A 23,894-nucleotide genomic window follows, 5' to 3' on the forward strand; every position below is an offset into this window, starting at 1 on the left:
CTTGCCGGTTGCAGCCCCGCGCTCAGTTATTCATGTGCTGCCAAAGCGCCGCAGCCGCCCCTGGCGCCCAATCCTCGGAGAGAGACTGGTGCGCTTGCCTGCAGCGCCAGTCAGCGCCGACATGGCTGACAAGGTCGCCACTGGCGTAATCCTGGTGCAGTCGCCAGGCAGGGTAATCACTTTTTCCGGCAGTTCTGACCGCAAGGTCGTTACTCGGAGCGGAAACCTTGCCCTCCCCGTCAACCGCCACGACCTGGTAAACATATAGGGTGTCCGGCTGCAGGCCGCCATCGGTATGTTCGGTCCTGTCACCGGCGATGGTGGCCACCTGCTGACCGTCACGATAGAGCTCGTAGCGATCGATCGGGCTCGCACCGCTCGAGGCCCCCCACATCAGGCGGATGCTGTCGACAGCCTGCCCCATCGAGTGCAGACTTTGCGGCGCGCTGGGCACGCCACCTTCACCCAGTGTACGCACGACGACGGGGGCCGAAGGCCTGGAGCGCGCACCCTTGCTGTCAACCGCGACGATGGAATAGTGGTAGGTCGCGTCCGCCGTCACCTGGTCGTCATCCCAGTGCGTAATGGGGGCAGGCACGACGAACATGTCGATACCATCACGGCTCAGCAGATAGCACTCGATGGGTTGCGCACCACTCGATGGCTCCCAGCTCAAAGAAACCTTCTTGTCGGTCACCTCATCGGCTTTAAGGCCCATCGGTACGCTCGGCCGGTCATCACCGTCGCCCGGCAGGAAGTCGAGATCGACCACGTGGTAGAAGGCGTTGCCCGTGTCCGCCACTTCCCACACCGCGAGCAATACGTGATAACCCTCGCGCGCGGGTAGCTGCAATGCGTGGGTGGTCGGATTGCTGGGTTTCATCTCTGCGTCATACGCCCAGTACGGCTGCAATTCGATCAGTTCCGTGTGGAAAGGCTCGGCCTCGAACTGATCGCGCGCCAGCACCTTGGTACTGTCCCAGTCGGGTTTGGTGATGAAATAGTTAAAGCGACGCGTTCTATGATTGGCGGCAAAATACCAGGAGATGTCCAGGGTATCCCCGCTACGGACTTCGTGTTTGCTCCAGTGGTCGCCGGGCTGGTCGAGCACCATCCCGGTCGCCTGATTGGCACTGGCAATTTTGCCGTCCGGTGGCGGCAGCAGGTTTTTCGGGTCGTCCTTGGCGAATGGATCCGTCAGGCCAGCTTGCGTCTGCGGAAAGAACTTGCCTGCTTCGCGCTGATTCAGCGCACCTTCATCCAGCATGCCTGCTTGCCAGGCAAAGTAGGCCCGCGATGCGGGGGTAAACACATGGCCATGTCGTGGCGTGACAGGCCCGCGGAGCGAATTTTGTTCAGCTTGATTCATCGTTGGTTCCTTGAATGGATGGCCGTATTGGCCAAGGCCATTTGTAAGGATTGTCGATGCCCGGAGATACGCGTAGATCTGACAGGCGGGCAGGGTTTCCCGGATAACATGAAAATTTCCTGATATATTTTCATGAAAAACATCACAATAATTTTCATGAGGCCCCGGCATGTTCAAGCAGTCCGCCCAGCACATCGCCACGTACTACGCCCAGACCTACCCCGCCAGCATTCCACTGCACCCTAGCCTGCAAGGCCGCTACGACACCGAGGTGCTCATTATCGGCGCCGGCTTCAGCGGCCTCCACACCGCCCTGCGCCTGGCCTTGGCTGGCAAACGCGTAGCCCTGCTGGAAGCCAGCCGCGTGGCCTGGGCCGCGTCCGGGCGTAACGGTGGCCAGGCCTTGCTCGGTTGGTCGTGCGACATGCCACCCTTGGAAAAGGCCCTGGGCCTTGAACGCAGCCAACGCCTGTGGGCCAGCATGTGCTGGGCGGCCGACGAAATGCGCGAACTGCCGCAGCGCCATGGCTTCGACATCGACTACCGGCCAGGCAGCCTGTGGGCCGCCGTGATGCCACGCCGGGTGAAAATGCTTGAACAGGCCTTGCACGAGGCTGAACACAAATGGGGCTACGACGCCCTGCGCCTGATCGGCAGTGACGAGCTGCCGCAATGGATCGACAGCCCGCGCTATCAGGCTGCGCTGCATGACGCCAAGGGTGCCCACCTCAACCCGCTGAAGCTGGCCCTGGGCCTGGCCGGCGCCATCGAGGCTGCGGGCGGGTGCATCTTCGAGCAAAGCCAGGTGCTGAGCTACGCGCCGAGTGGCGACGGCTACGTGGCACGCACCGGCGGCGGCGAGGTTCGCTGCGACGTGCTGGTGCTGGCCTGCAATGCCTACATCGACCGGCTCGACCGTACCCTGTCGCGGCGTTTGTTGCCGGTCGGCTCCTACCAGGTCGCCACCGCGCCATTGGATGCCGACTTCGCCCAGTCGCTGCTGCCACGCAACAGCTGCGTGATCGACAACCAGTTCGTGCCCGACTACTTCCGCCTCACCCCGGACCACCGCCTGCTGTTCGGCGGTGGCTGCACCTACCTGGGTGGTATTCCCAGGGACGTCGCCAGCGCCACCCGCCCCTACCTGGAGCGGGTGTTCCCGCAATTGGCCGGTGTGGCCATCGATTACGCCTGGGGCGGCCATATCGACTGCAGCATGCAGCGCACCCCGGACGTCGGCCGTGAGGGCCAGCGTTACTGGTTGCAAGGTTTTTCCGGGCATGGCGTGTTGCCTACCCTGGCCGCGGCGCGAGCGGTGAGTGACGCCATCCTCGGCGACGACGACCTGCTGGCACTGTACCAGGGCATCGACAACGGCCGCTTCCCAGGCGGCGACCTGCTGGCCGCCCCGCTGGAAGCCGCCGCCAAGGCCTGGTATCGCATGCGTGACCGCGTCTGAGGCATTTTCTGTCGCCTGTGCAGTCAGGGCTTGATCTCCGCCCATGTTCTGTGGGAGCGGGTTCACCCGCAAAGAAGCCTGCACAGGCGACACTAATTACCGATACCCGCCAAAATCCCTCCTATGCTCAATAGCTCCCTTCGGTGCCTGCACACAGGAGACACGACGATGAGCTATGTAACCACGCAGGACGGCGTACAGATCTTCTACAAGGACTGGGGCCCGCGCGATGCGCCGGTCATCCACTTCCATCACGGCTGGCCGCTGAGCGCCGATGACTGGGACGCGCAGATGCTGTTCTTCCTCGCCCAAGGTTACCGTGTGGTCGCCCACGATCGCCGTGGCCATGGCCGCTCCAGCCAGGTCTGGGACGGCCACGACATGGACCACTATGCCGACGATGTGGCGGCAGTGGTTGCCCACCTGGGTATCCAGGGCGCCGTGCATGTCGGCCATTCGACCGGTGGCGGCGAAGTGGTGCGCTACATGGCCCGCCACCCCGGCGACAAGGTCGCCAAGGCCGTGCTGATCGCCGCCGTACCGCCACTGATGGTGCAGACAGCCGCCAACCCGGGCGGCCTGCCCAAGTCGGTGTTCGACGGCTTCCAGGCCCAGGTCGCCAGCAACCGTGCGCAGTTCTACCGGGATGTTCCGGCTGGGCCGTTCTATGGCTACAACCGCCCCGGTGCCAAAGCCAGCGAAGGTATCATCGGCAACTGGTGGCGCCAGGGCATGATCGGCAGCGCCAAGGCCCATTACGATGGCATCGTGGCGTTTTCCCAGACCGACTTCACCGAGGACCTGAAGGGCATCAGCCAGCCGGTACTGGTGATGCATGGCGACGATGACCAGATCGTGCCGTATGAAAACGCCGGGTTGCTGTCGGCGAAGCTGCTGCCCAACGGCACGCTGAAGACCTACAAAGGCTACCCGCATGGCATGCCGACCACCCATGCCGATGTGATCAATGCCGATCTGCTGGCGTTTATCCGTAGCTGATGTGATCGCCTGCACCGACCTCTTAGCCGGTAAACTCGCTCAACAGGTACTGCACAGGTCTTGAAATGTGCACGTAACCTGTGGGAGCGGGTTTACCCGCGAAAGGGCCGGCACTGGCAACCCATACACCTCAGGATTAACATGTTTCCCTTCCAGCGCGGCCCCTTGCCGCCCCTTGCCTCCCTGCCTGCCAAGAAACCATGCCCTTCGAACTCACCGTAGAACCGCTCACCCTGCTGATCCTGGCGCTGGTCGCCTTCATCGCCGGTTTCATCGATGCCATCGCCGGCGGCGGCGGCCTGCTCACCACCCCCGCATTGCTTACCGCCGGTATGCCACCGCACCTGGTGCTGGGCACCAACAAGCTCAGTTCCACATTCGGCTCGGCGACGGCGGGTTTCACCTACTACAAGCGCAAGCTGTTCCACCCGGCGCAATGGCGCCCGGCATTGTTCGCCACCCTGACCGGGGCCCTGCTCGGCGCAGTGATCGCCCACTACATGCCGGCCGAATGGCTGAACAAGATGCTGCCGGTAATCGTCTTCGCCTGTGGCGTCTACCTGTTGTTCGGCGGCACGCCCAAGGCACCGCTCGATGCCGACGCCCCGATCAGGAAGAAATGGCAGCTGCCACAAGGCTTCACCCTGGGCTTCTACGACGGCGTGGCCGGCCCGGGCACCGGGGCGTTCTGGACCGTCAGCACCCTGCTGCTGTACCCCATCGACCTGGTGCGCGCCAGCGGTGTGGCGCGCAGCATGAACTTCGTCAGCAACATCGCGGCGCTGACGGTATTCATCATCTCGGGGCAGGTGGACTATATCGTTGGCCTGTGCATGGGCCTGTCGGTGATGGTCGGCGCCTTCTTCGGTGCACGCACGGCGATCAGCGGCGGCAGCAAGTTCATCCGCCCGGTGTTCATCACCGTGGTGCTGGCCTTGACCGTGCGCCTAGCGTGGCAGCACTGGTTCGGCCAGGCCTGATGGGCTGTGATACCCCTGCTTACCGGCCCTATCTGCGCGAGAAATGTCCTCCGTCGTCGTTGCAGGACTTGGCAATGGAATGACCATTGCCTGCGCCCTGCGCCTAATCGGAGAACATTTCTCACTGCAGCTAGGACGGGAAAGCAGGGATATCACAGCCCAGCCGCCGTGCAACGTAGAGGTCGATGAGGTAGCGGGCGATGGAGCGCCCGGCCGGCAGCGGCGGCAGGTCGTGTACGCTGAACCACCTGGCGTCCTCGATTTCGTCCGGCTGCATGACGATATCGCCCCCGGCGTATTCGGCATGGAAGCCCAGCATCATCGAATGTGGGAATGGCCAGCACTGGCTGCCCACGTACTGGATGTTCTGCACCTCCACCGCCACTTCCTCACGCACTTCGCGCACCAGGCAATCCTCCGCCGACTCACCCGGTTCGGCGAAGCCTGCCAGGGTGCTGTACACCCCGCTGACAAAGCGCGGCGAGCGCGCCAGCAGGATCTCGTCACCACGGGTCACCAGCACGATCATGCTCGGCGAAATGCGCGGGTAGCTGCGCAGGTCGCAGGGCTGGCAGTACATCGCCCGCTCCCAGCGGATCTGCGTCATCGCCTGGCCGCAGCTGCCGCAGAAGCGGTGCTCACGCGCCCAGGTGCCGATCTGGGCGGCGTAGCCCAGCACCTTGTAGGTGTCGAAGTCGCCTTCGAGCATGAACGCACGCAGGCCACGCCAGGCACAGCCGGGCACCTCGGTGGCGCGGCGCAGCTCCAGCAGGAACACCGGCTGGCCATCGAAATGGCCGATGCCGTGCTCGCCGAGCACATCCAGGTCCTGGCGCTTGAGCCAGTCGCGGGAGAACAGCGCGCCGTTGGCGTCCACCAGGAACCCTTCCGGGCTGCGGGCCACGGCCAGACCCCCGGTGATCTGCGGGTCGAGTACTGCGGTAGTCCAGCGTGCTGACATGTCGGGGGATCCTTTACTGCGCGTCCCCCGGCCTGATCAGTCGGCGAACGTCGGTTTCTGTTTGCTCATGTGCGCCGCCACGGCCACGCGCAGGTCTTCGGACTGCAGCATCGCGGCGTTCCAGGTGGCGATGTACTCCAGGCCATCGTCAATGCGATGGTCACGCATGTAGCTGAGCATTTGCTTGGTGCCGGCCACGGCAATCGGTGATTTTGCGGCAATCTCGCGGGCAATGGCAAAGACCCCGTCCAGCAGCGCAGCCTGATCATCATAGACCCGGTTGACCAGGCCGATGCGCAGCGCCTCTGCGGCCTCGACATTGCGCCCGGTGAAGGCCAGCTCACGCATCATGCCGTCACCGATGATACGAGGCAAACGTTGCAGTGTGCCGACATCGGCAGCCATGCCCATGTCGATCTCCTTGATCGAGAATTGCGCGTCGTTGCTGCAGTAACGCATGTCGCAGGCCGCGATGAGGTCGATGGCACCGCCGATGCAGTAGCCCTGCACGGCGGCCAGCACCGGCTTGCGGCACTTGTCCACGGCATTGAACGAGGCCTGCAGGCGTAGGATGGTGCTGCGCAGGAAGCGCGCGTTGCGCCCCACATCCTTGCCCATCTGGCCCGCCAGCGAGGCCAGCATCATCAGGTCGATGCCGGCGGAAAAATGCTTGCCGGCGCCGCTGAGCACCACTACCCGCACCGCGTCGGTATCGTCGACCCACTGGAAGATGTCGATGATCTCTGCCCAGAAGGCGGCGTTCATCGCATTGACCTTCTCCGGGCGGTTGATTTGCACGTGGGCAATGTTGTCGGTCAGTTCGACCTTGAATGCGCTGTACTCGGTCACGGGCGGCACTCCTGGGAGTAAAAGGTTCATGCCACGGATGGTAACCCAGCCCGATGGCCGCGCTTGTGCCAAAAACGGGACTGTATGCCTTGCCTAAGGCGCGCTGATGCGGCACCGTTCGCCATCGCCGAATCATAAGGAAACATATTCATGTCGCGCTCCCTGACTGGCGCCCTCGCCCACGGCTTCCTGGGCCAGTCGCCGCTGTGGTACAAGGCGGTCATCTGCCTGTTCCTGGTCCTCAACCCGCTGCTGCTGGTCAGCCTCGGCCCGGTTGCCGCCGGCTGGGCACTGGTGCTCGAGTTCATCTTCACCCTGGGCATGGCCCTGAAATGCTACCCGCTGATGCCCGGCGGGCTGCTGCTGGTCGAAGCCCTGCTGTTGCAGATGACCACCCCGCAAGCCTTGTACGAAGAGTTGCAGCACAACTTCCCGGTCATCCTGTTGCTGATGTTCATGGTCGCAGGCATCCACTTCATGAAGGAACTGCTGCTGTTCCTGTTCTCGCGCATCCTGCTCGGGGTACGCTCGAAGGCCATTCTGGCATTGCTGTTCTGCGTGCTGTCGGCATTCCTCTCGGCGTTTCTCGATGCGCTGACGGTGACCGCCGTGATCATCAGCGCCGCGGTCGGCTTCTATGCGGTCTACCACCGGGTTGCCTCCGGCACCAACCCGCGCGAGGACGCTGCACTCGACAGCGACCAGCAGGTCGCAGCGCTGCACCGCAACGACCTCGACCAGTTCCGCGCCTTCCTGCGCAGCCTGTTGATGCATGGCGCGGTAGGTACCGCCCTGGGCGGGGTATGCACCCTGGTGGGCGAACCGCAGAACCTGCTGATCGGCCACGAAATGGGCTGGCACTTTGCCGATTTCTTCCTCAAGGTGGCGCCGGTGTCGTTGCCGGTGCTGACTGCCGGCCTGCTGACCTGTGTACTGCTGGAGAAACTGCGCCTGTTCGGTTACGGCACGCTGATGCCCGAGCCGGTGCGCCAGGTACTGGCCGCCTACGCCGCCGAGGATGACGCCGCGCGCACCCAGGCCCAGCGCATCGCCCTGTGGGTGCAAGGGCTAGCCGCGCTGATCCTGATCGTCTGCCTGGGGTTGCACGTTGCCGAAGTCGGCCTGATCGGCCTGATGGTGATCGTGCTGATCACGGCATTCACCGGCATCACCGACGAACACCGCCTGGGCCGTGCCTTTCAGGACGCCATGCCGTTCACCGCGCTGCTGGTGGTGTTCTTCGCCGTTGTCGCGGTGATTCACCAGCAGCAGCTGTTCGCCCCGCTGATCACCTGGGTACTGGGACTACCGGCCGCGCAGCAGCCGGGCATGTTGTACCTGGCCAACGGTTTGCTTTCGGCGATCAGCGACAACGTGTTCGTCGCCACCATCTACATCACCGAAGTGAAGCAGGCGTTTCTCAATGGCGGCATGAGCCGCGAGCATTTCGAGACCTTGGCTGTGGCGATCAACACCGGCACCAACCTGCCCAGCGTGGCGACCCCGAACGGGCAGGCCGCGTTCCTGTTCCTGCTGACCTCGGCCATCGCGCCGCTGGTACGGCTGTCGTATGGGCGCATGGTATGGATGGCGTTGCCCTACACCGTGGTGATGGGTGGCCTGGGGTGGTGGGCGGTGACCTACTGGCTGTGATGTAGCCTGCTCTGGCCCTATCGCCAGCAGCCAGTGCCCACAGGCGTAGCGTGCATTACCTGTGGGCACTGGCCTGCCAGCGATAGAGGCAGTGCAGAGACAGCACAAGCCTCTGTCGATTCCGCTGCCTGCCATTCGACTATCCCATGCCAGCAGCCACCCCGGCTGCCAACAGGAGAGTCCCCATGCGCAAACTCATCGTAGCCGCGTTCATCAGCCTCGACGGCGTCATGCAGGCCCCCGGCGGCCCGCAGGAAGACACCAGCGGCGGTTTTACCTATGGCGGCTGGCTCGTCCCCTACGCCGAGGAAGTTTTCGGCCAGGCCATGCAGGCCTTGTTCAGCCAGCCCTTCGAGCTGCTGCTGGGCCGGCGTACCTATGACATCTTCGCCGCTTACTGGCCAAAGGTGGATGGCAGTTCGCAAGACTTCTCCATCGCCAACCTGTTCAACAGCGTGCCCAAGCATGTGGCCACCCACGCCCCGGCTACCCTCGCCTGGCACAACAGCCATGCCCTGGGTGCGGACATCAGCGCAGCGGTGCGGGCGCTGAAACAACAGGCCGGTGCCAACCTGCTGACCCAGGGCAGCAGTGAACTGGTGCAGCAACTGCTGGCCGCGGGCCTGGTCGATGAACTGCAGTTGCTGATCCACCCATTGCTGCTTGGCCATGGCAAACGCCTGTTCGGCGACGATGCCGCAGCGGCGGCCTTCACCCTGCAGCACTCGCAGGTTTCGCCAAAGGGTGTAATCATCGCCCGCTACGTACGCGCTGGCGACGTGCAGACCGGCTCGTTCTGAAAGGCGCGATTGCGTACAACTTTTGCCGCGCGCCCGCATCGAAACACAGGTAAGCCCCCTCCACCGCAAGGAGCTCGACCATGGCGCTACGCACCCCGCTGCTGCTTTCCTGCCTGACCCTGGCCCTGCTCGGCTGCGCCGGCAACGACCACCCGGCGCCACCACATACCCAGCAGGTCGACCTGCAACGCTACCAAGGTACCTGGTACGAACTGGCGCGGTTGCCGATGTTCTTCCAACGCAACTGCGTGCAGTCCGAGGCACACTATGGCCTGCGTGCGGACGGCCGCATCGACGTGACCAACCGCTGCCGGGAAAAGGACGGCCAGTGGAATGAAGCCAAGGGCATCGCCGAAGCCCAGCAACCGGGTAGTACCGACAAACTCTGGGTGCGCTTCGACAACTGGTTCAGCCGCCTGGCACCCGGCCTGACCAAGGGCGAGTACTGGGTGCTGTACCACGACAAGGACTACCGCGTGGCGCTGGTCGGCCACCCCAACCGCGAGTACCTGTGGCTGCTGTCACGCACACCGGCCATACCGGACCAGACGCGAGACCAGTTGCTGGATATCGCCAGGGAGCAGGGCTACGACACCAGCAAGCTGATCTGGCGCCAGGCGGATGCCGACGTGACCAACTGAAACCACCGGCGACCCGGACGGCTCGGCCGCCCGGGTTTGGCCAATAACAAGGAGTTGTAATGGATCTGCTGTTCCTCGGCACCTCCGCCGGGGTGCCTACCAAGGCACGCAACGTCAGCGCCACGGCCGTGATCGAAGCCACGGGCAGCCACTGGTACCTGGTCGACTGTGGCGAAGGCACCCAGCACCAGTTGCTGCATACCCCGCTTTCGATCCGCGACCTGCGGGCGATCTTCATCACCCACGTACACGGCGACCACTGCTTCGGCTTGCCGGGCCTGCTGGCCAGCGCCGGCATGAGTGGGCGCACCCAGCCACTTGAGCTGGTGCTGCCCAGTGCCCTGCATGAATGGCTACGCCAGGGGCTGGCGGTCAGCCAAACCTTCCTGCCGTTCGAACTGCGCCTGCTGGCCGTGGAGGATCTGCTGGAGTGGCGCAGTGAGGCGATGCACGTCACTACCGTGCAGCTGTCGCACCGGGTACCGAGCGTCGGCTTCGTGTTCACCGAACTCAACCCCGAACCGCGCCTGGATATCCCGCGCCTGGAAGCCGAAGGCATCCCCCGCGGCCCGCTGTGGGGCGAGCTGGCCAAGGGCTTCACGGTAGAGCATGAAGGCCGGCTGCTGCACGGCCGCGATTACTTGCGCCCCTCGCGCCCGCCACGGCGGGTGATCGTGTGCGGCGACAACGACAACCCCGAGCTGTTGGCCGATGCCGCCCAGGATGCGGACGTGCTGGTGCACGAAGCCACGTTCACCCAGGCGGTGGTCGAACGTACCGGGGTCACCTTTGGCCACAGCACCGCAGCGGCGGTGGCGCGCTTCGCCGAAACCGCAGGCGTGCGCAACCTGGTGCTGACGCACTTCAGCGCCCGCTACCAGCACGACCCACGGCGCACCCCGAGCATCGTCGATATGCGCGAAGAGGCCCTTGCACATTACCGTGGCCATCTGACCCTGGCGCAGGACCTGCAGCGCTATCACATCGGGCGGGAGGGCTGCCTCGAACCGAGCGGATGATTCAATGGGTTTCCGACCCTTTTTTTGGAGTTCGTATGGACGTTCGACCGCGGGTATCGGCCGGGATCGAGGCGAGCCGCCAGCCCACAGGGGCAGCAGGTGCCGATGGTGCATTTGCGGCGTTTCTGGCAGATCTTACCCAGCCCGCCCCGGCAGCGCGGCCGCTGTAGGAGCGGCCTTGTGTCGCGAAAGGGCCGCAAAGCGGCCCCGGTGGTGCCTGCTTCTACTTCAGGATCCTGGAGCTGCTGCGCAGCCCGATCGCGACACAAGGCTGCTCCTACAAAAAGCGCGTACTCCTGATATTGAGGGCTCTAGGCCGCCAGGCGTCCGCTGGCAATCGCCTCCGACGCCGCCAGCATCGCCCGCAGCAACACCGCGCAGCCCGCGGCCAGGTCCTCAGGGGTGGCGTTCTCGATTTCGTTATGGCTGATGCCGTTCTCGCACGGCACGAAAATCATCCCCGCCGGCCCCATCTCGGCAAGGAAGATCGCGTCGTGCCCTGCCCCGCTGACGATGTCCATGTGCGGCAAGCCCAGCGCCTTGGCCGACTCGCGCACGGCATCGACACAGCCCTTGTCGAAGTACAACGCCGGGAAGTCCGCCGTCGGCACCAGCGTGTGGCTCAAACCGTGCCTGGCGCAGGTCGCCTCGATCACCGCACGCACTTCACTGATCATCGCATCCAGTTGCTCACCTTGCAGGTGGCGGAAGTCCAGGGTCATGCGCACTTCGCCGGGGATCACGTTGCGCGAGCCGGGGTAGGCCTGCAGGCAACCCACCGTGCCACAGGCGTGCGGCTGGTGGCCGAGGGCGGTGCGGTTGACCGCTTCGACCACGGCGGCAGCACCGACCAGGGCGTCCTTGCGCAGGTGCATGGGGGTCGGGCCAGCATGGGCTTCGACGCCGCGCAGGGTCAGGTCGAACCACTTCTGGCCAAGAGCACCCAGTACCACGCCAATGGTCTTGGCCTGGTCCTCGAGGATCGGCCCTTGCTCGATATGCGCTTCGAAATAGGCCCCCACCGGGTGGCCCTGCACCGCGCGCGGGCCGGCGTAGCCGATGGCGTTCAACGCCTCGCCGACGCTGACACCCTGGGCATCACGCTTGGCCAGGGTCTCCTCCAGGGTGAACTTGCCGGCAAACACGCCTGAACCCATCATGCACGGGGCAAAGCGCGAGCCCTCCTCGTTGGTCCATACCACCACTTCCAGCGGCGCTTCGGTTTCCACACCCAAGTCGTTGAGGGTCCGAATCACCTCCAGCCCCGCCATGACCCCGAAGCAGCCATCGAACTTGCCACCGGTGGGCTGGGTGTCGATATGGCTGCCGGTCATCACCGGCGGCAGCTTGGGGTTACGCCCCGGGCGCCGGGCGAAGATATTACCGACCGCGTCGATGCTCACCGTGCAGCCGGCGGCTTCGCACCATTGCACGAACAGGTCGCGAGCCTGGCGGTCGAGGTCAGTCAGGGCCAGGCGGCAGACACCGCCCTTGGCAGTGGCACCGAGGCGCGCCAGGTCCATCAGCGATTGCCACAGGCGGGCGCTGTCGATATGCCGGGCGGTGGTGTTGAGGATTTCTTGGACTGGGGTCACGGGTTTCTCCTTCAGGCTTTGTTGTTGTCTGTGCCGGCCTGATCGCGGGCATGCCCGCGAAGCAGCAGACGCGGCCTCACGGCAAAGGCTTGGCCACCCGCGCCGGGCTGCGCGCCAGCACCCCGGCGAACAGGTAATACAGCCCCCCTCCCAACAGCGAGCCGGTGAACCAGCCATAGTCGTAGAACCAGCTGAAGCTGCTGTTGCCGATGGCCATCACCGTCAACGCGACCGGCAACGCAAAGGCGGCAAAACCAGCCCAGTTCCAGGCCGGGTACACGTCGTCGCGGTACAACCCGGCCAGGTCCAGCTGCTGCCGGCGGACCAGGAAGTAGTCCACCACCATGATCCCGGCGATCGGCCCGAGCAGGCTGGAGTAGCCCAGCAACCAGTTGGAGTACACGCTCTCCAGGCTCAGGTCGGAAACGATCCAGCCCAGCTTCTTGAGCAACTCATGGCCCATCAGCGCCAGGCCGATGAAGCCGGTCAGCCACACCGCGCGGCTGCGCCCGATCAGGCGCGGGGCGATGTTCTGGAAGTCGTTGGTCGGCGACACGATGTTCGCTGCGGTGTTGGTCGACAGCGTGGCGATGACGATCAAGGCCATGGCCAGGGCCACCCAGAACGGGCTGTGGATCTTGCCGATCAGGCTGACCGGGTCGGCCACGGTCTCGCCTACCAGCGACGCCGAGGCGGCGGTCAGCACCACGCCCAGGGCGGCGAACAGGAACATGGTCAGCGGCAGGCCGAAGATCTGCCCGAGAATCTGGTCCTTCTGGCTGCGGGCGTAGCGGCTGAAGTCGGGGATGTTCAGCGACAGCGTGGCCCAGAAGCCGACCATGGCGGTGAGCCCGGCGCAGAAGTAGCCGAGCACGTTCGCGTCGGCCGGGCGCTTGGCCGGCTGGGCCAGCAACTCGGTCATCGACATGTGCGGCAGGGCCCAGAACAGCAGGCCGACGCCCACCGCCACCAGCAGCGGTGCCGACAGCGTTTCCAGCCATTTGATCGACTCGGCGCCGCGCAGCACTACCCACAGGTTCAGGCACCAGAAGAGCATGAAGCCGATCACCTCGCCGGTACCGCCCAAGGCCTTCCAGCCGTCGAACACCGAGCCAAGGAACAGGTGGATGGCCAGGCCACCGAACAGGGTCTGGATGCCGAACCAGCCACAGGCGACCACTGCCCGGATCAGGCACGGTACGTTGGAGCCGAGGATGCCGAACGACGAGCGCAGCAGCACCGGGAACGGGATGCCGTACTTGGTGCCGGGAAAGGCGTTGAGGGTGAGCGGGATCAGCACGATCAGGTTGGCCAGCAGGATCGCCAGCAAGGCCTCGCCCACGCTGAGGCCGAAGTAGGCGGTGAGCACGCCGCCGAGGGTGTAGGTGGGTACGCAGATGGACATGCCCACCCACAGGGCGGTGATGTGCCATTTGTTCCAGGTGCGCTGGTGCACCTTGGTCGGGGCGATATCGTGGTTGTAGCGTGGGCTGTCGAGGACATCGCTGCCCTCGGCCAGCTCGAACAGGCCATCCTGCTCGACCACTTCCGATCTGCTCTGCTGCATGGGAGGCTTCTCCAGATGTTCTTCTAGTTCTTCGCTCATCGGGTCGATCCGACGGCCGGAGTACACGCTTTATGTGCTTGAAAATCTCGACCAGTTTTTCATCTTGTCAAGTCAGACAACCTTCCCGAAAGCCCCGCCGCCAGCACGACAATATGAATTAATCGTTTATTTTCAGTGAGTTAAAAACCATGAAATTCATGGGAAAATTTTCTTGCCGAATCCAGGATCTGCATCTAGCCTCGAATCTTGTCAGGCATGACAGGATTAACCGCCCTGCTCGCCTGCCCCTGACAATTCCAAGAACCGGCCCAGACCGGTCAGCCTGCGAGGAAGACGGCATGTCCCTGTTGATCCGTGGCGCCACCGTGGTCACCCACGAAGAAAGTTACCCCGCCGATGTCCTGTGTGCCGATGGCCTGATCCGCGCCATCGGTCAGAACCTCGAACCGCCCACCGGCTGCGAAATCCTCGACGGCAGCGGCCGTTACCTGATGCCCGGCGGTATCGACCCGCACACGCACATGCAGTTGCCGTTCATGGGCACCGTGGCCAGCGAGGACTTCTTCAGCGGCACCGCCGCCGGCCTGGCCGGGGGCACCACCTCGATCATCGACTTCGTCATCCCCAACCCGCAGCAATCGTTGCTGGAGGCTTACCACACCTGGCGTGGCTGGGCGCAGAAAAGCGCCAGCGACTATGGCTTCCATGTGGCCATCACCTGGTGGAGCGAGCAGGTGGCCGAAGAGATGGGCGAACTGGTTGCCAAGCATGGGGTGAACAGCTTCAAGCACTTCATGGCCTACAAGAACGCCATCATGGCCGCCGACGACACCCTGGTGGCCAGCTTCGAGCGCTGCCTGCAACTGGGTGCGGTGCCCACCGTGCATGCCGAGAACGGCGAGCTGGTGTACCACCTGCAGAAAAAACTGCTGGCCCAGGGCCTGACCGGGCCGGAAGCGCACCCGTTGTCGCGCCCCTCGCAAGTCGAGGGCGAGGCCGCCAGCCGCGCCATCCGCATTGCCGAAACCCTCGGTACACCGCTGTACCTGGTGCACGTTTCCAGCCGCGAAGCGCTGGATGAAATCGCCTATGCCCGCGGCAAGGGCCAGCCGGTCTATGGCGAGGTGCTGCCCGGCCACCTGCTGCTGGATGACAGCGTCTACCGCGACCCGGACTGGGCCACCGCCGCAGGCTATGTGATGAGCCCGCCGTTCCGCCCGCGCGAACATCAGGAAGCGCTGTGGCGCGGCCTGCAGTCGGGCAACCTGCACACCACCGCCACTGACCACTGCTGTTTCTGCGCCGAGCAGAAAGCCATGGGCCGGGATGATTTCAGCCGGATCCCCAATGGTACGGCTGGCATCGAGGACCGCATGGCGGTGCTGTGGGATGCCGGGGTCAACAGCGGGCGCCTGTCGATGCATGAGTTCGTCGCGCTGACCTCCACCAACACGGCAAAGATCTTCAACCTGTTCCCGCGCAAAGGTGCCATTCGCGTTGGCGCCGACGCCGACCTGGTGCTGTGGGACCCGCAAGGTACCCGCACCATCTCGGCCAAGACCCACCATCAGCAGGTGGACTTCAACATCTTCGAGGGCCGCACTGTGCGCGGCATTCCCAGCCACACCATCAGCCAGGGCAAGCTGCGCTGGGCTGATGGCGACCTGCGCGCAGAAGCGGGCGCGGGGCGCTATGTGGAACGGCCGGCGTATCCGTCGGTGTATGAGGTGCTCGAGCGCAGGGCCGAAGTGCAGCGGCCGACGCCCGTGCAGCGCTGAAGCCATTTGGGCTGCTGCGCAGCCCATCGCGACACAAGGCCGCTCCTACACGAGTACGCGGTTCCTTGCAGGAGCGGCCTAGTGTCGCGATGGGACGCGCAGCGGCCCAGGAAACCACTGCAATCCTTGTTGCCTGCATCCAAAAAAAATAGAGAGGCTACAACCGTGATCGACGCCCTGAACCACTTGCCGCGCCCCCGGGCCGGTGCCGACCAGCTGGCCGAGCGCTTCAGCGACCTGGCCCCACCCCTCACCCCGCGCCAGGCCGCCGTCGAAAGCGCGCGCTGCCTGTACTGTTACGACGCGCCCTGCGTCAACGCCTGCCCCAGCGAAATCGACATCCCGTCGTTCATCCATCGCATCAGTGACGACAACCTGCAAGGCGCCGCCGAACGCATCCTTTCGGCCAACATCCTCGGCGGCAGCTGCGCCCGCGTCTGCCCCACCGAAATCCTCTGCCAGCAAGCCTGCGTGCGCAACAATGCGCAGGAATGCGCCCCCGTGCTGATCGGCCAACTGCAGCGCTATGCCCTGGACAATGCGCAGTTCACCGCGCACCCGTTCCAGCGCTCGCCAGCCACCGGCAAGCGCATCGCCGTGGTCGGCGCTGGCCCGGCCGGGCTGGCCTGCGCCCATCGCCTGGCCATGCACGGGCATGACGTGGTGGTGTTCGAAGCCTGCGACAAGGCCGGTGGCCTGAACGAGTACGGTATCGCCCGCTACAAGCTGGTGGATGACTTCGCCCAGCGTGAAGTGGAGTTCCTGCTGGGCATCGGCGGCATCGAGATTCGGCACGGCCAGCGCCTGGGTGGCAACCTCAGCCTGGGCGAGCTGCGCGACCAGTACGACGCGGTGTTCCTCGGCCTCGGCCTGAATGCCGTGCGCCAGCTGGGCCTGGCCGCTGAAGAAGCCCCCGGCCTGCTCGCCGCCACCGAATACATCCGCGAGCTGCGCCAGGCCGATGACCTGAGCCAACTGCCACTGGCCGACCGCTGCCTGGTGATCGGCGCCGGCAACACCGCGATCGACATGGCGGTGCAAATGAGCCGCCTGGGCGCCCGCGATGTCAACCTGGTGTACCGCCGCGGCCACGCTGACATGGGCGCCACCGAGCACGAACAGGACATCGCCAAGGCCAACCAGGTACGCCTGCATACCTGGGCGCGCCCCGATGCCGTGCTGCTTGATGCCAGCGGCAAGGTGCGCGGCATGCGCTTTGCCCGCACCGAGCTGGCTGACGGCCGCCTGCGCGACAGCGGCGAAACCTTCGAGCTGGCCGCCGATGCCATCTTCAAGGCCATCGGCCAACGCTTCGACGACAGCAGCCTCGGCGACCCGCTGGCGACGCAACTGGCCCGCGACGGCGAGCGCATTCGGGTCGATGCAAACATGCAGACCAGCCTGCCGGGCATTTACGCCGGTGGCGACTGCACCGCCCTGGGCCAGGACCTGACCGTCCAGGCCGTACAACACGGCAAGCTGGCCGCCGAAGCCATCCATGCCCAACTCATGCTCAATGTGGAGGCAGCATAAATGGCCGACCTGTCGATCGAATTTGCCGGTATCAAGGCACCCAACCCATTCTGGCTGGCCTCCGCACCGCCAACCGACAAGGCCTACAACGTCGTGCGCGCCTTCGAGGCCGGCTGGGGCGGCGTGGTGTGGAAGACCCTCGGCGAGGACCCGGCGGCGGTCAACGTGTCGTCACGCTACTCGGCGCACTACGGCGCCAACCGCCAGGTGCAAGGCATCAACAACATCGAGCTGATCACTGACCGTTCGCTGGAGATCAACCTGCGCGAAATCACCCAGGTGAAAAAGGACTGGCCCGACCGCGCACTGATCGTGTCGCTGATGGTGCCGTGCGTGGAAGACTCATGGAAGTTCATCCTGCCGCTGGTGGAAGCCACCGGTGCCGACGGCATCGAGCTGAATTTCGGCTGCCCGCACGGCATGCCGGAGCGTGGCATGGGCGCAGCGGTGGGCCAGGTGCCGGAGTACGTGGAGATGGTCACCCGCTGGTGCAAGACGTATTGCTCGCTGCCGGTGATCGTCAAGCTCACGCCAAACATCACCGACATCCGCCAGTCGGCCCGCGCCGCGCACCGTGGCGGGGCCGATGCGGTGTCGTTGATCAACACCATCAACTCGATCACCAGTGTCGACCTGGAGCGCATGGTCGCCCACCCCATCGTCGGCGACCAGAGCACCCATGGCGGCTACTGCGGTTCGGCAGTCAAGCCGATCGCCCTGAACATGGTGGCGGAAATCGCCCGCGACCCACAGACCCTTGGCTTGCCGATCTGCGGCATCGGCGGTATCGGCAACTGGCGCGACGCCGCCGAATTCATGGCCCTGGGCAGTGGTGCCGTGCAGGTGTGCACGGCGGCGATGTTGCATGGCTTCCGCATCGTCGAAGACATGAAGGACGGCCTGGCACGCTGGATGGACCAGCATGGGCATCGCAACCTCGAGGCGTTCCGCGGCCAGGCGGTGGCGCATACCACCGACTGGAAGTACCTGGACATGAACTACAAGTCGGTGGCGCACATCGACCAACAGGCATGCATCGGCTGCGGGCGCTGCCATATTGCCTGCGAGGACACCTCGCACCAGGCCATTGCCAGCACGCTGAAGGCAGATGGCACGCATGCCTACAGCGTGGTGGAGGAGGAATGCGTGGGTTGCAACCTGTGCCAGATCACCTGCCCGGTGGAAGGCTGCATCGACATGGTGGCGCAGGATACCGGCAAGCCGTACCTGAACTGGACGCAGGACCCACGCAACCCCTACCGCGAGGCCAGTTGAAGCGGATTACTACCCGACCGACTGACGCAATCAGTGTAGCAGCGGCTTCAGCCGCGATCACCGGCATAGCCGGTGCCAGCCAACGCGTCGCCTGCATCGCGGATAAATCCGCTCCTACAGTTGGCGCCGTACCTGCAGGAGCAGCCTTGTGTCGCGAAAGGGCCGCGAAGCGGCCCCGCATTCATCTAACGATGCGTAAATCGACGGGGCCGCTCTGCGGCCCTTTCGCGACACAAGGCCGCTCCTACACGGCCGGCGCAAACCAGGCTTTGCCCATCAAGGCTCCAGCCCGATCCCCCGCAGAATCACGCAAGTCACCGTCTGCACCGCATTCTCGAACGCCATGTCCGACAACGCCTCGCCACCATTGAGCAGCTCGACCTGGTAACCAAAGTCGGCATAGTGCTGGGTCGAGGCCCAGATCATGTACAGCAGCGCCGAAGGCTCCACCGCCAGAATGCGCCCCTCTTCTACCCAGCGACGGATCTTGGCCTCCTTCAGTTTGGCCCAGGGCACCAGGCTTTCCGCCAGGTCCGCCCCCAGCACCGGCGCCCCGTGCAGCATCTCCTCGGCCCAGATCTTCGAACCCAGCGGGCGTGAGCGTGAATGGCCCATCTTGGCGCGGATATAACTGGTCAATACCACGCGCGGGTCGTCGAAGTTCTCGAAGCACAGCGCGTCCTGTTTCCACACCTCCAGCAGATCCTGCAACACCGCGCGGAACAGGTCGTCCTTGGTGCTGAAATAATAGTGCAGGTTGGAACGCGGCAACTCGGCCTGCTCGGCGATATCGCCCATCGAGGTGGCGCCGTAGCCCTTTTCGGCAAATACCTTTTCCGCCGCCTGCAGGATCTTGCCGATATTGCGCCGGCGGATTTCGATCTTGTGGTTGGCCATCAGGCTTGCGCCGTCCACACCGCCAGTTCGTAGCCGTCCGGATCGATGACGCTGACATTGAACTCGATGTTGCCGATCTGCCGATCTGTACCGCGAATACCCATGGGTGCTCCGTGCCGAATGGTGTTTGCGCTAGGCTCTGTACGAAAAGTCTTGAGACGCAGGTCAGGCAAGGCGAAAACAGCCGAGGAAGCGGAGTGTACTGGAGTACATGAGCATTCCGAGGCTGTTTTCAACGCAGCATGAACAAGTATCAAGGCTATTCACACAGAGCCTAGGCTCTGTGTGAATAGCCTTGATACTCGGTTCGGGTAGCTTCTCGCAACTGCTAAAATGTGCGCCACCATGATTGCTGACAGGCATGACGTTGATCATTGCCCAAGCCCCCTCGCCAACAGACAGTCGCCTTTCAGGATGACTGATACGCCTACAGAACTGGAAGGACCTCACGATGTACCTGGTGCGAATCGCGTTGCGCGATGTCCGATCGATCAAGTCCTTGGACCTGGACTTCCATGCCAGTGCCGGCGGAACGCGTCGCTGGACCTTGCTACTCGGAGAAAACGGCTGCGGCAAAAGCTCGGTGCTGCGAGCCATTGCATTGCTGCTGGCAGGCAGCGATGCCCTTCCTGAACTGCTCGGTGACCCTGATGCGTGGATCAGCAATGGCGCGAAGAAATGCCGCATAGAAGGAACACTGATTACCGCCAAGGGCGAAACCCGAGAGATTGCGCTGGAAATCAACCGTGGTGACGGGATCCGCAAGATCTTTGCGAACAACCATGACTCGCTGGAAGCGCTGGATGCCGCGATTGCCAAAGCTGATCGCAACTACTTTGTCCTGGCCTACGGTGTTTCCCGTCGGCCACCGGTGATCAACATGCGCGCCACGTTCCCCGATGAACGCTCACGCGTGCCACGGGCGCAAGGTATGGCGACAATGTTTTCGCCAGACGCCAGCCTGGTGTCACTTGAACAGTGGGTGATGGACCTCGATTACCGAAAAGGCCTGTCGTCGATGATGGGCGCGATCAACGAAGCGCTGGACAAGCTTTTACCCGGCATGCAGTTCTCGCGAATCGATCGGGCCACGCGGCAGATCATTTTCAACACGGTGGATGGCGAAATACCACTCAACCAGCTTTCCGACGGCTACCAGAACATGGCCGCCTGGTGTGGCGACCTACTGTACCGAATTACCGAAACCTTTCCCGACCGCAAGACCCCCCTCAGCACGCGCGGGGTGCTGCTGATCGACGAAATCGATCTGCACCTGCATCCGGTGTGGCGGCGCCATCTGGTTGATTTTCTCTCCAGCACCTTGCCGAACTTCCAGTTCATTGCGACCACGCACTCGGCACTCACGGCACAGCAGAGCGGTGAAGGTGAGCTCTATGTCATCCGAAGGGAAGGTGCAGAGGCAACGCCGACCCTGGTTCCGTTCATCGGTGAACCGCGCAAGATGATGCTTCATCAACTGCTGATGAGCCCTATGTTCGGTTTGGACTCGCTGGAATCAGTCGAAATCGAAAAGGCTCGCAACGCAGTCAGAGAACTCTGCCTTAAAGAGTCGCTCAACAAGCAAGAAGCAGCGCAAATGAAAGCGCTGCAGGCAATCTTGAACGATGCCCCCGAATGGGACGTCATGCCGCACTATGCGAAAGAGCAAGCCGAGTTGATCCTCAGCCTCAAATCTGCACTGCTCGAAAACAAGCGCAAAACCAAGATATCGCCAGACAAACTCACCGCCATCACAAAAAACCTAGAGAGCGAGCCATGATCAAGGTTTCGCGCACTCGCTCTGCCGCAAAACTGAAGGGCTTTACCGGGACTCAGCTGGAAACCAAACTCAACAACCTGGTGCAGTACTATCAGGACGACGGCCATACGGGAACGGTCAATTTCAGACTGAAGAACCGTCAAGTCTGGGGCCGCGCCAAGCCGCAACTCAAGGTCGAGTCCTGCAACAAGTGCATCTACTGTGAAGCGGACACTGGCGTGGTAGCGCATGGCGACGTCGAACACTTCCGCCCCAAAAGCCAGTACTGGTGGCTGGCGTACTGCTACGACAACTACACGTTCAGCTGCCAGATCTGCAACCAGACCTATAAAGGCGATACGTTCCCGGTGCAGGGCCCAAGGCTCGCGCCGCCTGCAGTGCCGTTGACCCTACCCAGCGACGGCGCAGAGCTGAAATCCTTGTTGCAGACTATTTGCCCCGACCCAGTCACCACCACGGATGCTGCAGTGGCCCAGCTCTACGCCAAGGAAGATGCTGAACTCATCAACCCCTACGTCGCCGACCCTGAACAGTTCTTTGCCTGGAAAGCCATCCCGGAAACACGCGAAGTCTGGTTGGTTGGCATAACCGGATCCAGTCAATCCAGCAGAGCGGTGAAGGCTGCAGAGGACGTGCTCGGGTTGAACCGCCAGGAATTGCTGCGCCTGCGCTGGAATGCCTACGAAACGCTGGAGACGCTGGTATTGCTTTTTCAGGAAGGTAACTTTGCTGCCGAGCGCCAGCGTGATTTCCTGCTGCGGATCCGAACCCAGGCCGATGCAGACCGCCCTTTTGCCGGTATGACACGGTTCTTTCTGAAAAGTTGGGGTCTGCTCTAGCCACCCGGCAGCTGCATGCCAGTCGCCTGTAGTTCAACGCCGGGTCGCCCGGTCCCGTACCGGGCACTGGGCCCGGTGCAGGTTCAGCGCGGTATTGATGATGCCGATATGGCTGAATGCCTGCGGAAAGTTGCCGAGCATGCGCTGGCCAACCGGGTCGTACTGCTCGGCCAAAAGGCCGAGGTCGTTGCACAGGCCGGTCAGGCGTTGATACAGGGTCTGGGCCTCGGCCTGGCGGCCCAGCAGCACATACACATCGGCCAGCCAGAACGAACACACCAGGAAGGTGCCCTCGCCGGGCGTGAGGCCATCGCTGCAGCTGTCGCTGTCGTAGCGCAGCAGCAGGCCATGCTTCAGCAGGCGCTGTTCGATCTGCTCCAGGGTGCGCAAGAAGCGCGGGTCATCCACCGGCAGGAAACCGGTCAGGGCGATCTGCAACAAGCTGGCGTCCATTTCGCTCGAGCCATAGGCCTGGACAAAGAACTGGCCGCTGGCGTCCAGGCCCTGCTCGCACACTTCGCGGCGAATCTGCTCAGCCACCTGGCGATAATGCTGGCCACGCTCGCGGCCTTCTTCGGTGGTGTCGGCCAGCCCCGCGGCACGATCGAAGGCCACCCAGGCCATGACCTTGGAATGCACGAACTGCTGGCGGCCACCGCGCACTTCCCAGATGCCTTCGTCCGGCTCGCGCCAGATGCGTTCAAGGTAAGGCAGGATCAGCCGGGCGATGGCGGCGCTGCGTGGGTGGCGCGGCAAGCCGCCCTTGATTGCCTGGGCCATGGCATCGGCGAGTTCACCGTAGATGTCGAGCTGCGTCTGCGTCGACGCCGCATTGCCCACGCGCACCGGCTGCGAGTGCTCGTAGCCGGCCAGCCACGGCAGGGTGTATTCCTGCAGGTCGCGCTCACCGGCCAGGCCATACATGATCTGCATCTGTTCGGGGTTGCCGGCCACCGAGCGCAGCAGCCATTCACGCCAGGCCTGGGCTTCGTCGAAGTAGCCCAGGTTCATGAACGCCAGCAGGGTCATGGTGGCGTCGCGCAGCCAGCAGAAGCGGTAGTCCCAGTTGCGTTCGTGGCCGATGCGCTCGGGCAGCGAGCTGGTGACCGCCGCGACGATGCCGCCGGTGGGGGCGTAGGTCATCGCTTTGAGGGTCAGCAGCGAGCGGCGCACCAGGGCACTGTAGGGGCCTACCTCGGGGCAGCGTGCCGCGAACGCCTGCCACTGGTCGATGGTGTTTTTCAGGGCATCGTCGATGTCGCAGTCCGGTTGCACCGGCAGGTGCGATGGCTGGTGACGCAGGCTGAACACCTGCCGCTGGCCCGCGCCGACCCGGAAACGGGCCACGGTGTGGTGGTCACGCGCTTGCGGCGCCACCGTCGCCTCCAGGATCAGGCGATCAGGCCCGGCCACGGCGCTGAGCGTGAGCGGTGCCACACGCTCCACCCAGGGTACGCTGCGGCCATAGTCGAAGCGCATCACCAGGTCCATCTCGAAGTTGGTTTCACCCGTCAGGCCTTCGACGATGCGCACCACCGAGTTGACCTCGCCCAGTGGCATGAAGTCGAGCACGCGGGCGCGGCCGGTGGCAGTGGCCCAGGTGGTCTCCAACACCAGGGTGTCGTCCAGGTAGCGACGGCTGCTGTGCTGCACCGGGTCGCTGGGGGCCAGGCGCCAACGGCCGTTTTCTTCGTTGCCCAGCAGGGCGGCGAAGACTGCCGGGGCGTCGAAGCGTGGCAGGCACAGCCAGTCGAGCGAACCATCGCGGCTGACCAGGGCGGCGCTGCGGCAGTTGCCCAGCAAGGCGTAGTCTTCGATGTGGGCAGGCATTGCGGCTCCTTCGTGTGGTTGCCTGTGTCAGCCTCTGTGCGGGCTCGCCTGCGAAGAGGCCGGCACAGGC

General features: G+C 63.9%; 19 protein-coding genes. 12 read left to right on the top strand and 7 right to left on the bottom strand.

Annotated elements, in window-relative coordinates:
- Positions 1–22 precede the first annotated feature (22 nt).
- A complete protein-coding gene (locus tag HU763_RS15455) occupies positions 23–1,540 on the bottom strand; it encodes a lytic polysaccharide monooxygenase (protein WP_186686985.1) in 1,518 nt (505 codons plus the stop codon).
- Between HU763_RS15455 and HU763_RS15460 the strand changes: the two genes are divergently transcribed.
- The 3 genes from HU763_RS15460 (at position 1,539) to HU763_RS15470 (ending at position 4,807) form a co-directional block, all read left to right on the top strand.
- Positions 1,539–2,828, top strand: a complete 1,290-nt coding sequence (locus HU763_RS15460) for an NAD(P)/FAD-dependent oxidoreductase (protein WP_186686984.1) — start codon at positions 1,539–1,541, stop codon at positions 2,826–2,828. The genes HU763_RS15455 and HU763_RS15460 overlap by 2 nt on opposite strands.
- A 168-nt stretch (positions 2,829–2,996) precedes the next feature.
- A complete protein-coding gene (locus HU763_RS15465) occupies positions 2,997–3,827 on the top strand; it encodes an alpha/beta fold hydrolase (RefSeq protein ID WP_186686983.1) in 831 nt (276 codons plus the stop codon).
- A 200-nt stretch (positions 3,828–4,027) separates the two neighbouring features.
- The gene (locus HU763_RS15470) at positions 4,028–4,807 is read left to right on the top strand and encodes a TSUP family transporter (RefSeq protein ID WP_170030592.1); all 780 of its coding nucleotides are present in this window, start codon (positions 4,028–4,030) and stop codon (positions 4,805–4,807) included.
- A 130-nt stretch (positions 4,808–4,937) separates the two neighbouring features.
- On the opposite strand, the gene nudC is transcribed toward HU763_RS15470, so the two are convergent.
- Positions 4,938–5,768 (bottom strand): NAD(+) diphosphatase, encoded by an 831-nt coding sequence (gene nudC / locus HU763_RS15475; RefSeq protein ID WP_170030594.1) that lies wholly within the window; start codon positions 5,766–5,768, stop codon positions 4,938–4,940.
- A gap of 36 nt (positions 5,769–5,804) precedes the next feature.
- Positions 5,805–6,617: a crotonase/enoyl-CoA hydratase family protein gene (locus HU763_RS15480; RefSeq protein WP_170030596.1), complete on the bottom strand. Its 813-nt coding sequence runs from the start codon at positions 6,615–6,617 to the stop codon at positions 5,805–5,807.
- Positions 6,618–6,767: 150 nt separating this feature from the next.
- On the opposite strand from HU763_RS15480, the gene nhaB reads away from it, so the two are divergent.
- The 4 genes from nhaB (at position 6,768) to HU763_RS15500 (ending at position 10,730) form a co-directional block, all read left to right on the top strand.
- Entirely contained in the window at positions 6,768–8,270 is a 1,503-nt protein-coding gene (nhaB, locus tag HU763_RS15485) for a sodium/proton antiporter NhaB (protein ID WP_186686980.1), read from the top strand.
- Between the two features lie 185 nt (positions 8,271–8,455).
- Positions 8,456–9,070: a dihydrofolate reductase family protein gene (locus tag HU763_RS15490; protein ID WP_186686970.1), complete on the top strand. Its 615-nt coding sequence runs from the start codon at positions 8,456–8,458 to the stop codon at positions 9,068–9,070.
- Positions 9,071–9,150: 80 nt separating this feature from the next.
- On the top strand, positions 9,151–9,711 hold the full coding sequence (locus tag HU763_RS15495) for a lipocalin family protein (protein WP_186686968.1): 561 nt from the start codon (positions 9,151–9,153) through the stop codon (positions 9,709–9,711).
- A gap of 59 nt (positions 9,712–9,770) precedes the next feature.
- Entirely contained in the window at positions 9,771–10,730 is a 960-nt protein-coding gene (locus HU763_RS15500) for a ribonuclease Z (protein WP_186686966.1), read from the top strand.
- A 311-nt stretch (positions 10,731–11,041) separates the two neighbouring features.
- Here the strand turns inward: HU763_RS15500 and HU763_RS15505 are convergent, their stop codons facing one another.
- Together HU763_RS15505 and HU763_RS15510 are read right to left on the bottom strand one after the other, a co-directional pair.
- Positions 11,042–12,325, bottom strand: coding sequence for a Zn-dependent hydrolase (locus HU763_RS15505; RefSeq protein ID WP_186686963.1), 1,284 nt, complete (start codon positions 12,323–12,325; stop codon positions 11,042–11,044).
- Positions 12,326–12,401: 76 nt separating this feature from the next.
- Complete coding sequence (locus tag HU763_RS15510; RefSeq protein WP_186687158.1) at positions 12,402–13,892, bottom strand: NCS1 family nucleobase:cation symporter-1; 1,491 nt, start codon at positions 13,890–13,892, stop codon at positions 12,402–12,404.
- 338 nt (positions 13,893–14,230) lie between these two features.
- Between HU763_RS15510 and hydA the strand changes: the two genes are divergently transcribed.
- From hydA to preA, 3 genes are all read left to right on the top strand, one after another.
- Positions 14,231–15,670 carry a dihydropyrimidinase gene (gene hydA / locus HU763_RS15515; protein ID WP_170030610.1) on the top strand — a complete coding sequence of 480 codons (1,440 nt, stop codon included), beginning with the start codon at positions 14,231–14,233 and terminating at the stop codon, positions 15,668–15,670.
- 165 nt (positions 15,671–15,835) lie between these two features.
- Positions 15,836–17,203, top strand: a complete 1,368-nt coding sequence (locus HU763_RS15520; RefSeq protein ID WP_186686961.1) for an NAD(P)-dependent oxidoreductase — start codon at positions 15,836–15,838, stop codon at positions 17,201–17,203.
- Positions 17,204–18,478, top strand: a complete 1,275-nt coding sequence (preA, locus tag HU763_RS15525) for an NAD-dependent dihydropyrimidine dehydrogenase subunit PreA (RefSeq protein ID WP_186686959.1) — start codon at positions 17,204–17,206, stop codon at positions 18,476–18,478. It begins immediately after the preceding gene.
- Between the two features lie 276 nt (positions 18,479–18,754).
- On the opposite strand, the gene HU763_RS15530 is transcribed toward preA, so the two are convergent.
- Positions 18,755–19,375, bottom strand: coding sequence for a TetR/AcrR family transcriptional regulator (locus tag HU763_RS15530; protein ID WP_170030615.1), 621 nt, complete (start codon positions 19,373–19,375; stop codon positions 18,755–18,757).
- A 451-nt stretch (positions 19,376–19,826) separates the two neighbouring features.
- Between HU763_RS15530 and HU763_RS15535 the strand changes: the two genes are divergently transcribed.
- Together HU763_RS15535 and HU763_RS15540 are read left to right on the top strand one after the other, a co-directional pair.
- Positions 19,827–21,155, top strand: coding sequence for an AAA family ATPase (locus HU763_RS15535; RefSeq protein WP_186686957.1), 1,329 nt, complete (start codon positions 19,827–19,829; stop codon positions 21,153–21,155).
- On the top strand, positions 21,152–21,994 hold the full coding sequence (locus HU763_RS15540) for an HNH endonuclease family protein (protein ID WP_186686955.1): 843 nt from the start codon (positions 21,152–21,154) through the stop codon (positions 21,992–21,994). The genes HU763_RS15535 and HU763_RS15540 overlap by 4 nt, the downstream gene beginning before the upstream one ends.
- Positions 21,995–22,027: 33 nt before the next feature.
- Here the strand turns inward: HU763_RS15540 and HU763_RS15545 are convergent, their stop codons facing one another.
- On the bottom strand, positions 22,028–23,824 hold the full coding sequence (locus tag HU763_RS15545) for a glycoside hydrolase family 15 protein (protein ID WP_186686953.1): 1,797 nt from the start codon (positions 23,822–23,824) through the stop codon (positions 22,028–22,030).
- Positions 23,825–23,894: the final 70 nt, after the last annotated feature.

It is taken from the genome of Pseudomonas anuradhapurensis, from assembly GCF_014269225.2.
Classification (GTDB): Bacteria; Pseudomonadota; Gammaproteobacteria; order Pseudomonadales; family Pseudomonadaceae; genus Aquipseudomonas; species Aquipseudomonas anuradhapurensis.